9 protein-coding genes are annotated in these 13,777 nt (G+C 66.5%); 2 read left to right on the top strand and 7 right to left on the bottom strand.

Features of this window, described 5'->3' with window-relative positions; translation table 11 throughout:
• Positions 1–20: 20 nt before the first annotated feature.
• The gene (locus tag QCE63_RS16320; protein ID WP_309834412.1) at positions 21–3,572 is read right to left on the bottom strand and encodes an ABC transporter ATP-binding protein; all 3,552 of its coding nucleotides are present in this window, start codon (positions 3,570–3,572) and stop codon (positions 21–23) included.
• A 104-nt stretch (positions 3,573–3,676) separates the two neighbouring features.
• On the opposite strand from QCE63_RS16320, the gene QCE63_RS16315 reads away from it, so the two are divergent.
• Positions 3,677–4,645, top strand: coding sequence for a LysR family transcriptional regulator (locus QCE63_RS16315; protein WP_309834410.1), 969 nt, complete (start codon positions 3,677–3,679; stop codon positions 4,643–4,645).
• A 115-nt stretch (positions 4,646–4,760) separates the two neighbouring features.
• Here QCE63_RS16315 and QCE63_RS16310 read toward each other — a convergent pair whose 3' ends face one another.
• The 6 genes from QCE63_RS16310 to QCE63_RS16285 are packed head-to-tail and all read right to left on the bottom strand — an operon-like array spanning position 4,761 to position 12,522.
• Complete coding sequence (locus QCE63_RS16310; RefSeq protein ID WP_309834409.1) at positions 4,761–5,738, bottom strand: succinylglutamate desuccinylase/aspartoacylase family protein; 978 nt, start codon at positions 5,736–5,738, stop codon at positions 4,761–4,763.
• 58 nt (positions 5,739–5,796) lie between these two features.
• Positions 5,797–6,960 carry an FAD-binding oxidoreductase gene (locus tag QCE63_RS16305; protein WP_309834408.1) on the bottom strand — a complete coding sequence of 388 codons (1,164 nt, stop codon included), beginning with the start codon at positions 6,958–6,960 and terminating at the stop codon, positions 5,797–5,799.
• A 28-nt stretch (positions 6,961–6,988) separates the two neighbouring features.
• Positions 6,989–8,053 (bottom strand): oligopeptide/dipeptide ABC transporter ATP-binding protein, encoded by a 1,065-nt coding sequence (locus tag QCE63_RS16300; RefSeq protein WP_309834407.1) that lies wholly within the window; start codon positions 8,051–8,053, stop codon positions 6,989–6,991.
• Positions 8,050–10,023: a dipeptide/oligopeptide/nickel ABC transporter permease/ATP-binding protein gene (locus QCE63_RS16295; RefSeq protein ID WP_309834406.1), complete on the bottom strand. Its 1,974-nt coding sequence runs from the start codon at positions 10,021–10,023 to the stop codon at positions 8,050–8,052. The genes QCE63_RS16300 and QCE63_RS16295 overlap by 4 nt, the downstream gene beginning before the upstream one ends.
• 31 nt (positions 10,024–10,054) lie before the next feature.
• On the bottom strand, positions 10,055–10,963 hold the full coding sequence (locus QCE63_RS16290) for an ABC transporter permease (RefSeq protein ID WP_309834405.1): 909 nt from the start codon (positions 10,961–10,963) through the stop codon (positions 10,055–10,057).
• 29 nt (positions 10,964–10,992) lie between these two features.
• On the bottom strand, positions 10,993–12,522 hold the full coding sequence (locus QCE63_RS16285) for an ABC transporter substrate-binding protein (RefSeq protein WP_309834403.1): 1,530 nt from the start codon (positions 12,520–12,522) through the stop codon (positions 10,993–10,995).
• Positions 12,523–12,637: 115 nt separating this feature from the next.
• On the opposite strand from QCE63_RS16285, the gene QCE63_RS16280 reads away from it, so the two are divergent.
• On the top strand, positions 12,638–13,534 hold the full coding sequence (locus tag QCE63_RS16280) for a LysR substrate-binding domain-containing protein (RefSeq protein WP_309834401.1): 897 nt from the start codon (positions 12,638–12,640) through the stop codon (positions 13,532–13,534).
• Positions 13,535–13,777: the final 243 nt, after the last annotated feature.

Genomic DNA, 13,777 nt, shown 5'->3' with positions numbered 1-13,777 from the left:
CTTGCACAGCTGAAGGCGCGTCACAACGCCACCGCGCTCGCCTGATGCGCAATCAGGCGGGCATACGCCCCTTGCCGCGCAAGCAGTTGATCGTGGGTTCCGGCTTCGATTACGCGGCCGCTCTCGATCACCAGAATGGCGTCCGCATTCCGGATGGTCGAGAGCCGGTGCGCGATGACAATGGACGTGCGCTGCACCATCAACTCCTCCAGCGCCGCGCGAATCTGCTGCTCGCTGACGGTGTCGAGGTGCGACGTGGCTTCATCGAGGATCAGGATTGGCGCATCTTTCAGGAAGGCCCGCGCAATGGCAATGCGCTGACGCTGCCCGCCGGATAGCTGCACGCCCCGCTCGCCGACGCGCGTCGCCAGTCCTTCCGGCAAGCGCTCGACGAAGTCCCCCAGCGCGGCACGCTGCAGCGCGCGCCGCACATCCGCATCCGATGCTTCATTGCCCGCGAGGCGAATATTGGCTTCGAGCGTGTCGTTGAACAAATACGTATCCTGCGCGACCAGCGCAATATGCTGTCGCAGGTCATCGAGCCTGAGCGCGCGCAGGTCGGCTCCGCCCAGCGTGATGGCGCCCTCCTGCGGATCCCAGAAGCGCAACAGCAGATTCGCCACCGTGGATTTACCCGCGCCCGACGCGCCGACGAGCGCAATCGTGCTGCCCGGCGACACCTCGAAGTTCATACCGTCGATGGCCGGCGCGGCGCGGCCCGGATACGTGAAGCGCGTGTGCTCGAAGCGCACGGTGGCATCGGCGGGCATGCCGAGATGGCCGTCGGTCACGGCCGCCGGCTCTTTCTCGATGGCGCGCAAACGCCGTGTCGAAGCGATGGTGTCCGCGAGTTGACGGGCCACCTGGCCTATCTCGCCGACCGGCATGAATGCGGCGACCGCCACGAGCACCAGCAACGGCAAGGTCTCATGCGGGAACCAGCCGCGCAGGCACAGCCAGCCGCCGAGCGCCGCGACCGCAAGCCCGCCGAGACCGCTCGCGGCTTCCAGCGCAGCGCTTTGCACCGACAGGTCGGCGAGCAGTCGGGCGCGCTTGCGTCGATACGCATCGACGTCGGCGCTGAAGGCCGCGCGGCGTTGCCCGAGCGCCTGGAATGCCGTCAGTTCCGCGAGCCCCTGAATCGTCTCCGTCAGATGCGCGCCCAGCTGTCCGAGCGCTTCGCGGGCCTCGGTGCCGAGCGAGTCGATACCGCGCCGCGCCAGCACCGGCGCCAATCCCGCCCACAGCAGGAACGGCAGCAGGATCACGGCAAGCGGCCACGCTATGACGGCAAGCAGCGCCAGTACGCCGAGCGGCACCAGCACGGCAACGAACGCAGGCGCGAGCGTATGCGCGTAGAAATACTCGATGGTCTCGACGTCCTGGGTCGCGAGCGCGACCAGATCGCCGGAGCGGCGGCGCAGCAGGCCGGCGGGCGCGAGCCGCTCCAGCCACGCATAGAGCGCGATGCGCATTTCAGCGAGCAGCCGGTACGCCATGTCGTGCGCGAACCAGGATTCCAGCCAATGCAACGCGGCGGCGAGCGGCGCGAGAATCGCGAGCGCGACGAGCATCGAAAAGAACGGCTGCCCGGTCGACACCTTCGCCACCACCATCGCACCCACGATACCCACGCCAATGAAGCCCAGCACCCGGCCCACGCCGCACAGCACGGTCAGCGCGACCTTCGGTTTCCACGGCGCGACGAAACGCAGCAAGGTGTGCAGGGTTTCGGGCCAGCCGATCTTCGCGGCGTCTTCGTCGAGGGCGCGAACCGGCAGACCGGATGCGGCATGGGCGGCGGTTTTCGCAGGGGCCGCCAGGATGCCCGCATCGCCCGCTTCGCCTGCCGCCTCCATCTGCGGCTGCATCAGCCGGCGATACGGCCCGTCCTGCCGGATCAGCGTGGCATGCGTCCCCGCTTCGGCGACACGGCCATGGTCGAGCACGAGGATCCGGTCCGCGCCGATCACGCTGGAAAGCCGGTGCGCGAGAATCAAAGTCGTGCGGCCACGCGTGAGCCGGTCGAGCGCCTGCTGGATCAGCGCTTCGTTTTCCGCATCCACCGATGACAGCGCCTCGTCCAGCACGAGGATCGGCGCATCGCGCAGCAGTGCACGCGCGATCGCGATGCGCTGGCGCTGTCCGCCCGACAGCATCAGTCCACGCTCGCCGATCCGGGTCGCGTAACCCGCCGGCAACGCCGAGATGAAGTCGTGGGCGTTCGCGGCGCGCGCGGCCTCGAACATGTCGGCGTCGCTGGCGTCGGGGCGGCCGAGGCGCAGATTGTCCGCGATGCTGCCGTCGAACAGCGTCGCATCCTGTGCGACCACAGCGATCATCGAGCGCACTTGCCCGGCATCGAGCGAACGCACGTCATGGCCGCCGATGCGGATCGCGCCGTGCGCCGCATCGTGCTGCCGCAGCAGCAGGCGCACGACCGTCGACTTGCCCGCGCCGCTCGGTCCGACGATCGCCACCTTCTCGCCTTCGCCGATCGTGAACGTCAGCCCCGCGTGGGCATCCACGCGGCGCCCCGGGTAAGAGAACGTCACACCGTCGAAAGCGATCTCGGGCTTCAGACCGTCGACAAGCGGCGTGGCATGCAACGTCGGTTGCGCACCGCGCGCATCGAGCAAGGCGTGAATGGCATTCGCCGCCGACTGACCGATCATCCCCTGATGCAGCACGCCGCGCAGATCGCGCAGCGGCCGGAAGATCTCGCTGCCCGCCATCAGCACGATGAGCAACGCCTCCAGGCTCATCGCGCCGTGTTGCACGCGCCATGCGCCGAGACCGATGGCCGCCGCCGCGCCGAGACCGATGCCCAGGTCCGTGAACAGCCGCGTCAGCAGCCCCAGCGCGAGCACCCAGAACGTGCTGTCGGACAGCGCCCTGGCCTTGCGGGCGAGCTTCTCGCCGAACGCGCCGCTCTGGCCGAACGCCTTGAGGGTCGGCAAGCCTTGCACGGCATCGAGGAATTCTTCCCCGAATGCCTTGAAGGCCCCGGCACGCGCGAGCGCCGCGCGCTTGTCGGCGCGATGAATGAGTTGCGGCAAGGCGAGCGTGACGAGCGCGGCGACCAGCAGCACGGAGGCCGTCGGCACGTCCCACCAGGCCAGCACCGCGAAGATCATCACCGGCGCGCAGGCCGCGATCGCGAGTTGCGGCAGATAGGCGCCGAAGAAGGTCTGCAACTGCTCCACGCCGTCGACGACCGCGAGCATCACGCCGCCGGTGCGTTCCGCGCCGAACCAGGCCGGCCCGAGCGCCGCGATCTGGTCGAACAGTCGCTCACGCAGCCGTGCCTGAAGCTCGCCGGCCGTGCGCTGCGCGAGCGCCGCGCGGCAGTGTTCCAGCCACGCGCGCAGCAGCACGCACAGCGCGGCCGCGCCGACCGCGAGCGCCAGGCTGCGCACCGGCGCGCCCGCGAACACCAGCGCGAGCACGCGCCCAAGAAACACGAAGCGCAGGATGCCCACGCCCATCGCGAGCAAGCCCAGCACGATGGCGGCCCCGACCCGCCAGCGCAAACCCGCCATCATGCCCCACAGCCGCGCATCGAAATACATCGTTCTCTCCCCTGTCCGACAACGTTGCGACACCTTACCCGCGGCGCATGCACGCGGCAAAAGATCATTTCTCATGGGGGTGTTGAATAACTTACACTACCTCCATGACCCGTCTTCCTCCGCTCAATACCCTGCGCGCTTTCGAAGCAGCCGTCCGGCTTGGAGGGTTCGCACGCGCGGCGGCGGAGCTGAACGTCTCGACCAGCGCGGTCAGTCATCAGATTCGCGCGCTGGAGGAAGCGCTGGGCGCGCGGCTGCTCGAACGCAGCACCGGTCTGGGCGGGATCCGTGTCACGCCCGCGGGCGCGCGGCTCTTGCCTGCCGCCAGCAGCGCGCTCTCGCTCATCAGCGATGCCTGCGACGACATTCGCGGCGCAGCGCGGCAACTCACCGTTTCAGCGAACGCGCCGTTCTCCTCGATGTGGCTCGCGCGGCGTCTCGCGGATTTCTCGTCCATGCATCCGCACTTCCCGATCAACGCGGTCGTGCTCGATGGCGAACCGGACTTCGTGCGCACCGGCGTGGATCTGGCCATCGTCCACGTTCATGAAGGCAGCCTGAAACCGGACGACGACGTGCTGCTGCGCGAGACGGTCTTTCCGGTGTGCAGCCCCGAGATGGTCCCGTTCGCGTCGAAGGCGGTGTGCCGCTGCCGCTTGCTGCAGGAGATGCACGAGGCAAGCCCGGAGATCGACTGGCGCAACTGGACCTCCGCGTTCACCTTGCCCGACGACTTCGAGTCGAAGATCGTCCGCTATAGCAGCTTCAGCCAGGTGATCGGCGCGGCCGTGGGCGGTGCGGGCATTGCGCTGGGCCGCGCCCCGCTGATCGATCCCGAGCTGCGCAGCGGCCGTCTTGTCCCGCTCATGCATGGCGGCGCGAAGCTGGCGTCGTGGCGCTTCGTGGTGCGCCGGAACCCGCACGAGCCGCATCCGCTGCTCGAGCCTCTGATCCGTTTCCTGCATGCGGAAGCCGCGGCGATGACCTCGCCCGATACCCTGGACGCCGTGACGAAGACCCGCGCCCCGGCGAACGAGGTCCCGCCGATGCATGCGACTCAGGACGGGCTGTGAGTTCGCGGAGGACGCGGTAGAAGGTTCTTCGACGGCATGCGCGCCGGGTCCAGCCCGCATGCCCGGTCGAGAGCGGGAAGGCGGCCCGCCGCAGGCACCGGCCTTCCCCGTCGCGTCATGCCTGACGGCGCGGCGTCCCCGTATTGCCGACCAGCGCGCCCTGCCCGACGCATCCCAGTGTGCTCTGCCTGAGCACATGTCCGGGACGGCGCGCGAGCACCTCTTGCGTGGCATAGGCGCCGTCGACCGAATGCATGAGCGCGACCACCTGTCCCGCTTCGACGAAGTCATGCAGCGCGACCGTGTGCTCGATGACGCCTGCCACCGGCGCGAAGTACTGGTTGTCATCGGTCACGTCGAGATGGATGACGGGTTCGGCCTTCACCGCGTCCGCATCCGCCGCCGCTTTCAGCACGCCGTACGCGCGCAGCCCGCGCCGCAGGCCCGCCAGCATCAACTCCAGTTCGGACGCAGAGAGGCTGCCCCCGCCGCCTTCGATCTCGATCGACGGTATCCTGGCGATCAGTGCCGCGCCGCATGACGTCGGGTCGACGATCGGCACATGCTGCACGTACGGATAGCCCCACGTCTCCATCAGGCCGTCCAGATCACGCTCTGTCATGCTGCATTGCCCCGAGGTCCAGCCGAAGACCATCGGCACGACGATGCAGCCGCTCCCGCCCGCATGCACGTCGACCAGCAGGTCACAGTGCGGAAACAGCGCGTCATTCAGGAAGGCGGAGAGCCGCTGCGTCACCGAACCGTTCCGATCGCCCGGAAACGTGCGGTTCATGTTCAGCCCGTCTTTCACCGACACGCGCCTGCCGTCGTGCGCCGCCGGGAAATTCAGCGAAGGGATGATGATCAGGCGGCCTGCGACATCGGAGGCATCGAGTGATGCACTCAGCCGGCGCAACACGATCTGAGGCTCGTATTCGTCGCCATGAATGCCGCCGCAGACCACGACCGACGGGCCCGCGCCGTTCGTGATGCAAGTGAGGGTGTCGTCGCCGCTGTCGCGGTTCCCGAGAGCGAGTTCTGCCAGGCTGTACGTGTGCTTGCCCGGACGGTTCACATCCAATGTGTCATTCATGCGGTATCCTGATTTCCAAACATGTTGTGCGAGCATTCCATCTTCCTGCATGCCCGTGTCAGTTGATGAAGCGCGCCGGGCTGAACGCGTCGAGCTCGGCCGGCTTCTCCCCGGTCAGCAGCCATTCCCTGAAGTAATGCGTGAAGCCGAGCGAGATCGCAAAGCCGTGTCCGCTCCACGCGAAGCCGTAGATCGTGTTGCCCAGCGCGTGCGGCCGGTCGATGATCGGCACGCCGTCGAGCGCGACGGTATCGGTACGCGACGCATCCACTTTGACGAACGACGAATCGTCGAGAAACGGCAGCGTGGCGATCGAATCCGTCAGGTTGATCGCCGTCGAGCTCAGCGAGCCGTGCCACAGGTCCGGTTGGGTATAACGCACCGACACCCCGCCCGACAGCATGAGCGTGCCGTCCGGAATCTGCTTGATCGCGAGACGCCGGTGCGCGTGCGACAGCAGATGGTTCACCTTCTTCCCGTGAGGGTTCGTCACATACATCATCTGCGGATGAATGTTCCACACCGGCATGATCTCGTTCGCCCCGAAAATCGGCTTGAGCAACGACAGGGCGCCCGCATTCGACAGGATCACCAATTGCTCGCCCACCTGCACGATTTCCCCGCTATCGAGCTTGACGCCGGTCGCACTGCGGCCTTCGTGAACGATCCCGGTAACGAACGCCTTGCTGCGGATCAGCGCGCCTGCCTTCGCGGCTTCCTTCGCGAACTGGCGCGTTGCATAAGTGTGGTCGCCGACTCCGTCTTTCGGGCAGTAGAGCGCATGGCGCACGCCCTTGAACAGCTCCGGTTCCTTGTCGAGCGTCGCTTCGCGGGACAGAATCTCGGTGGGCACGCCCATCGCGTTCTGGACCGCCGCGCGCGCCTCCATCTGGCCGAATACCTCATGTTCGCGCTGTCCGTACGGCAGGTCGTAGACTTGCAGGCCGCCCAGACGCCGATAGCCCACGCCGCCTTCGAAGCGGTTCTGGAAGTCCTGCCACAGATCGATTGCCTTCGCGACAATCGGCAATTCGCGCAGGTCGCGATTATTGGCCCGCACACCCCTCTCGCCCGGGCCGCCCGATGCGCCGCTGGCGATCTCCGCGCCTTCGAGCAGCGTCACCTTCTTGCCGGCGACGGCAAGCTCGTACGCGAGACTCGCACCATAAATCCCTCCGCCGACAATCACGATATCGGCTACGCCATTGACTGTATTTGACATTGCTTTCGACCTTTCCTCGCTGTTGAACTCAGACGTGCTCGATGGTTTCCGCGCCCGCGAAATGACACGTCACGACGGTGTGTTCCGTCGCGACCCGCCTGGGCTCGGGCGTGTGGTGTGCGCAGATGGCCGGAACGGCGGGGCCGTCGCCGTCGGGCGTCACGACGTCGCCACCACGTTGCGCGAGCCTGCGCGCAGCAGGGCAACGCGTATGGAAGGTGCATCCGCCCGGCAGCGCCAGCGGACTCGGCACCGCGCCTTCGAGCGGGCCGTCGCATGGCTGGCCGCCGACGCTGCCGTACACGGATGCAAACAGGCTCCGGGTGTACGGATGCTGCGGGGCGCGGCATACCTGCGCGGCCTCGCCCTGCTCGACGAAGCGCCCGAGATACATCACGCCCACGGCGTCGGCCATATGACCGACGAGACTCAGGTCATGCGTGATGATGAGATACGTGAGCCCGAGTTCACGCTGCAGGGACATGAGCAGGTTGACGACCTGCGCCTGCACGGAGACGTCGAGCGCGCTCACCGGCTCGTCCAGGATCAGCACCTCGGGCTCGCAGATGATCGCCCGCGCAATCGCGACGCGCTGCCGCTGACCGCCCGAGAGCTCGTGAGGAAAGCGCCCGGCGAACGAGGCGCCCAGCCCCACGCGGTTCAGAACCCGTGCAATCCTGGCCGACCGGTCGCCGGCGCTGTCGCCGAGCGCATGCACCACGAGCGCCTCTTTCAGAATCTGCTCGACGGTCATGCGCGGATCGAGCGACGCGTGCGGATCCTGAAGAACCATCTGCACGCGGCGGCGCATGCGCCGCAACTCGCCGCGCGTGCGCTTCGAGAGCGGTGCGCCGTCCAGCCAGACTTCGCCCGACGTCGGCGCGATCAGCCCGACCAGAAGACGTGCGAGCGAGCTTTTTCCGGACCCGGATTCGCCGACGACCGCGAAACAACTGCCGCGCGGCACCTCGAAACTGATGCCGTCCACCGCGCGCACCGCGGCTGCGTGCTTGCCGCCAAAGAGCCGGGGGCGCACCGGAAAGTGCAGCTTGACATCGACGACGCGCAGTACCAGATCATGCGGGGCGCTCATTCGGTTTCCTCCGCGAAATGACAGGCCACGGTCACGCCCTCGATCGGCCGGGGCAGCGGGCGCGCCGTCCTGCATTCGCTGCGCGCCTTGCTGCGCGTGCAGCGCGGCTGGAACGGACAGCCCACGCCGGGCGCGTCGAGCGACGGCGGTTCGCCTTCGATCGCGTTCAACAAGCGGCCCCGGGTGCCGTCGAGCGCGAGCGTGGAGCGCCGCAGCGCCACGGTGTAGGGATGCAGCGGACGCGCGAACACGCGGCTCACCGTACCCTGTTCGACGATCTCGCCGGCATACATCACCGCGACGTCGTCGGCATGGCGCGCCACCATGCCCAGATCGTGCGTGACGATGACCGTCGTCATGCCCGACGCTCCGGTCAGTTTGCGCAGCAAATCGAGGATCTGACGCTGGATGGTGACGTCGAGCGCGCTGGTGGGCTCGTCGGCGAGCAGGATCTGCGGGCGTTGCGCCAGCGCGATGGCAATCACGATGCGCTGCTTCATGCCGCCCGAAAACTGATGCGGATACATGTGCAGCCGGCTCTCAGGCGCCGAAATGCCGACCTCGGCGAGCAACTCGATACAGCGCAGCCGCACGGCCTCGCGGGACAGGCTCGTACCCAGGCGGACCGCCTCGGCGAGTTGCGCGCCGATCGTGAGCACCGGGTTGAGCGCGCTGCCCGCGTCCTGAAACACGTAGCCGATGGCGGCACGCCTGAGTTCGAGCAACGCTTCGTTGGAGAGCCGGGTCACGTCCTGCCCGGCGATCGACACGACGCCTTGCGCAATGCGCGCGCGATCCGCCGGCAGCAAGGTGCCCAACGCCCGCAGCAGCGTGCTCTTGCCCGAGCCCGATTCACCGACGACCGCCAGCGTGCGGCCGCGTTGCGCGATGAGATCGACCGAACGGATGACGCGCCGGCGCGCGCGGCCCGCCATGAAATCGACGCTCAGATCGCGTACCTGGACAGGCGCGTCATGCTCGCGCAACTGCGCTGCTTGCGGCGGGCTTGCCAGCGCATCCGCGTCCTTCGCCCCGCGCGCGCGCAGTCGTTCGGCCAGCGTGCGGACCGACGACTTCCTGGGCGCATGGCGCGCAGTCGGATCGAACACGACGCGCAAGGCCTCGCCGAGCAGATTGAAGGCGAGCGCAGCCAGTGCGAGAAACACGCCGGGAAAGGCGGCCATCCAGGGCTGCGATTGCAGATAGGAACGGCTGTCGCCCAACATGGCGCCCCACTCCGGCGCGGGCGCCTGCACGCCCAGTCCGATGAAGCCGAGGCCTGACGCCGTCAGCAGCGTCGAGGCGAACAGCAGGCTGGACAGCGTCAGCACCGCGCCGCTGATATTCGGCAGCACGTGGCGCAGGATCAGCCGCAAGGGTCCGCAGCCGAGCGCGCGCGCGCCTTCCATGTACGGCTCGGCGAGCACGCTCAAGGTCACCGCGCGCACGGTTCGCGCATAGACCGGAATGGACACGAGACCCACCGCGACGACCACGTTCTTCGTATCCGCGCCCAGCAGCGCCACGATGGCGAGCGCGAAGATGATGTCGGGAAAGCTCAGCATCACGTCGATGCCGCGCATGATCACCGTATCGGTTTTGCCGCGCTGACAGGCGGCGACGATGCCGAGCGGCACGCCGCACGCCAGCGCGAGCGCCACGCCGCCCATGCCGATCGCAAGCGAAATCGACGCGCCGGACAGCACGCGGCTGAAGATGTCGCGGCCAAGCTGATCGGTGCCGAACCAGTGTGCCGCGGAGGGCGGCTGCAAGGTGTCCGAGAAGCTCTGCGCGAGCGGATCGAACGGCGCGAGAGAAGGTCCCAGCAGCGCCAGCAGGATGAAGCCAAGCGCCAGGACCACGCCGATCACGCCCTTCGGCTGCGACAGGATTTGCCGCAGCAGTCTCAGGCGTACCCTGGCTCTAGGCGGGTTCGTCAGCGCACCCGACAGACCGGTCACGTTCGCCATGTTGCGCGCTCCTTGCGTTGAGTTGTCCATGTCAGCGGGTGCGAGGATCGAGCCATTTCGTGATGCCGTCGGTGAGCAGGTTGATCACGAGGAAGAACACCGCGAACATCAGGATCGAATATTCGATCACCGGATAGTCGGCGGCCGATACCGCGTCCACCAGCAGACGTCCCACGCCCGGAATGCCGAACACGGTCTCGGTCACGACCGCGCCGCCGAGCATCGCACCGAACTGCACGCCCGCCACGCTCACGGCCGCGACCAGCGAATTGCGCAGCGCGTGGCGCACCATCACGCGCGACGCCGACAGCCCCTTCGACCGGGCGAGGTCCAGATAGTCGCGCGACATCACTTCAGACAGGCTCGTGGAGACCAGTTGGCTGAACATCGCGGCCGGACGCGTCGCCACCACCAGCACCGGCAGGATGAAATGCGCGGGGGTCGATGCGCCCGCCGCCGGCAGCCAGCCGAGCGACACCGCGAAGAGCCAGATGCATAGCAGCGCGAGCCAGTAGATCGGCATTGAAATGCCGGCTAATGTGACCACGGTGATGACGACGTCCAGCATCGAACCGCGGTTGAGCGCGCTGAGCACGCCCGCTCCGATGCCGAACAAGAGTCCGACGACCAGGCCGCCCGCCGCGATGATCAACGTGTTCGGCAGGCGCTCGCGAATCTCCACGGCAACGGGACGCCGCGTCTGATACGACATCGCGTAAGCAGGCTCGTAGAGCCCGGCGACGAAATGCACATAGCGCGCGAGCGGAGGCTTGTTCAGTCCCAGTTGCTCGCGAATGGCCTCGACGTCGCGCGTGGACGCCATCGAGCCAGCCAGGATGCGCGCCGGGTCGCCCGGCATCAGATTGGCGAACGTGAACACCAGCACCGAGACCGCAACGAGCGTCATCAGCGAGGTCCCGAGACGGGCAAGCGATCTCATGAACATCTCCGGTCAGGAAACAGCCACGCTCACTTGAGTGCGGCGCGCTCGAAACTCATGGTCTCGTCGGGGCGCATGACGAAGCCCTGCACTTTTTTGCTGATGCCGTAGGCCTGCATCGGATACCAGAGGAACACATACGGCTGCTCTTCCCAGATGATTTTCTGGATCTGTCCGTAGATGTCCTTTTGTCGAACCGGATCGGTCGACTGGCGTCCCTCTTCCAGCAACTTGTCGACTTGCGGATTGCTGAAGCCGCTCCGGTTGCTGTCCACGCCCGTGTGGAACAGGCGGTATAGCGTGTAGTCCATCCCCGCCGTGCCGCGGCCGACCATCGCGAAGTTGTCCTTGCGCGCATCGACCGGTGAATTCACGATGACCGTCCAGCTCGCCCGGTCGATCACGTTCGCCTTGACCTTGACGCCGATCGCCGAGAACGAGCCCGCCAGCGCCTGGCAGATCTGCGCATCCTTCACATAGCGTCCGTTCGGACAGGTCAGCGTCAGCGCAAGCTGGCCGGGCTTGATGCCGGCCTCCGCGAGCAGCGCCTGCGCCTTCTTCGGGTCGAACGGAATCGGCGCGAAGGTGGTGCGGAGCGCGTCCTGCGTGCCGGGCCCGGGCATGCCCACCGATGGCGTCGCAAGCCCGCGCAGCAGGCCCTTGATGATGCCCGCGCGATCGACCGCGAGGTTCAGCGCCTCGCGCACGCGCTTGTCCGCGAGCGGCCCGCGCAACACCATCTCCAGGTTGAGCGAGAACATGTCCGGACCCGTCACGACGGTGGCGTCCGGCAGGGTCTTGATCGCGTCCATCGATTCGGCTGGGACACGCTCGGCGATCTGCACGTCGCCGGTCTGCAACAGCGCCATGCGCGAACCATCTTCCGGCGCGATCACGAACTCGATCGCGTCCAGTGTCGCGGGCGCGGGCCCGTTGTATTTCGGGTTGCGCACGAGCCGGTACGATTCGCCGCCGATGAACCGGTCGACGAGATAAGGCCCGCTGCCAACCGGCTTGCGGCCAAATTCCGTACCCGCTTCCGCAACCTGTTTGACGTCGACGATCTTGGCGGGCGAACTCGCCAGCAACGTGAGGATGTGACCGTTCTTTTGCGCGAGGTGAAACACCACGGTACTGCTCGATGTCGCCTCCACCTTGCCCAGCGCGCCATAGAGGCCGCGATAGATCGAGCCGGTTGCCGGCGACAGCAAGCGCTCGAAGGAAGCCGCGACGGCGGCCGCGTCCAGCGGACGACCGTTGCTGAACACACGTCCGCGGGCAATGACGACCGTGAGCGTCAGTCCATCGTCCGAATACGTGTACTGCTCGGCCAGATCCTTCTGCACGATGTCCTGATCGTCGAAGCGAAACAGTCCGTTGAAGACGAGCCGGTCCACGGTGTCGCCGGCAGGCAGGTCGTTGAAGGCGGGATCGAAGGTGGTGGCGCCGGTGCCCAGCGCGACCCGCAACGTGTTGGCCGGCGCCGCGTGGGCATCGTGCGCGGCAAGGGATGAGATGACTACGAGCGCGAGCAAACAGGACGTCAGGTATCGCTTCACTGCGTTCTCCACGTTGATGTGCAATGGGTCGAATCCGCACGCCAATATTGGAAAGTCATAATGCAGTCGTCAAATTCATATTGCTCGTAGGTCCATAACCTGAGGCTATGTCGCGATGAACTTCCGCCAGACCGAAGTGTTCAAGGTCATCATGGAAACCGGCTCGATTACGCAGGCAGCCGCGCGGCTGTATGTGTCGCAACCGTCCATCAGCAAATCCCTGCATGCGCTCGAGCGCGACCTGCGCCTGCGCCTGTTCGAGCGCACCGGCCGCGGCCTCGTGGCCACGCTCGAGGCGCATGCCCTCTACGCGGAAGTGCAGCGTGCCTACGACAGCATCGAAAGCCTCACGCGCTTCGCCAGCGGGCTGACCAGCATGAGGCACACGCGCCTGATCGTGAGCGCGATTCCGGCGCTGGCGTCGGACTGGATTCCCGCCGTGACCGCTGCCTTCATGAGGGATTTTCCGGAGGCATCGCTGACCATCCAGTCGCACGATTCGTCGCGCACGCTGCAAATGGTGGCGGAGGGACGCATCGACATCGGCATCGCGCAGTCGAAGACCGGCGAGCATTCGGTGCTGCGCCGAAAGCTGTTCGATCTCGCGACCGTATGCGTGTTGCCGAAGGGACATCGGCTGTGCGCGAGGAAGCGCGTCAAGGTCGCCGACCTCGCCGGCGAAGCGCTGATCCTGCTGTCGTCGTCCGGCGACGAGATTCGCGCCGGACTCGATCTCGCCTTGCGCGAGCATCAGGTCGCGGCAAAGTCCACGCTGGAAATCGGGCTGGGACTAGGCTTGTGCGCATTGGTCGAGAACGGTCTGGGCATCGGTCTCGTCGATGCCGAAACGGCGCGGCTGGCGAAGAACCGTGCGATCGTCTTCCGGCCGTTCAGCCCCACCGTGACCATGCCGATCTATGCGATGCGCAGCGCCGGGCGCGCGCCGTCCGCCATCGCCAGCGCGTTCGAAGACACGCTGCGCCGTCTGTCTCCGCCGTTGTCCGGTCAGTAGTGCCGCGCGCACAGGCAGCGCTCTGCGCATGCGCTTGCCATCAAGCCCGGCACAGCATGACGCGCTTGAATCTTCACGGCCTCGCGCCGCGGCTCAATCCGCATCTTCGTTGTCACGCGATGAAGCATGCGGCTTGCAAGCGCGTTTTTACCATGCTAAAAAGATTTCACAACGTCTGAAATCGAGTTTGCGCAATTTGCAATTATTTACGTAAGTCTCTGATTTAAAGAACTTTAAATTATC

This window comes from Caballeronia sp. LZ065 (assembly GCF_031450975.1).
Lineage (GTDB): Bacteria > Pseudomonadota > Gammaproteobacteria > Burkholderiales > Burkholderiaceae > Caballeronia.
Note: the sequence above shows the minus strand (reverse complement) of the source record. Positions and strands in the feature narration are given on the sequence as shown.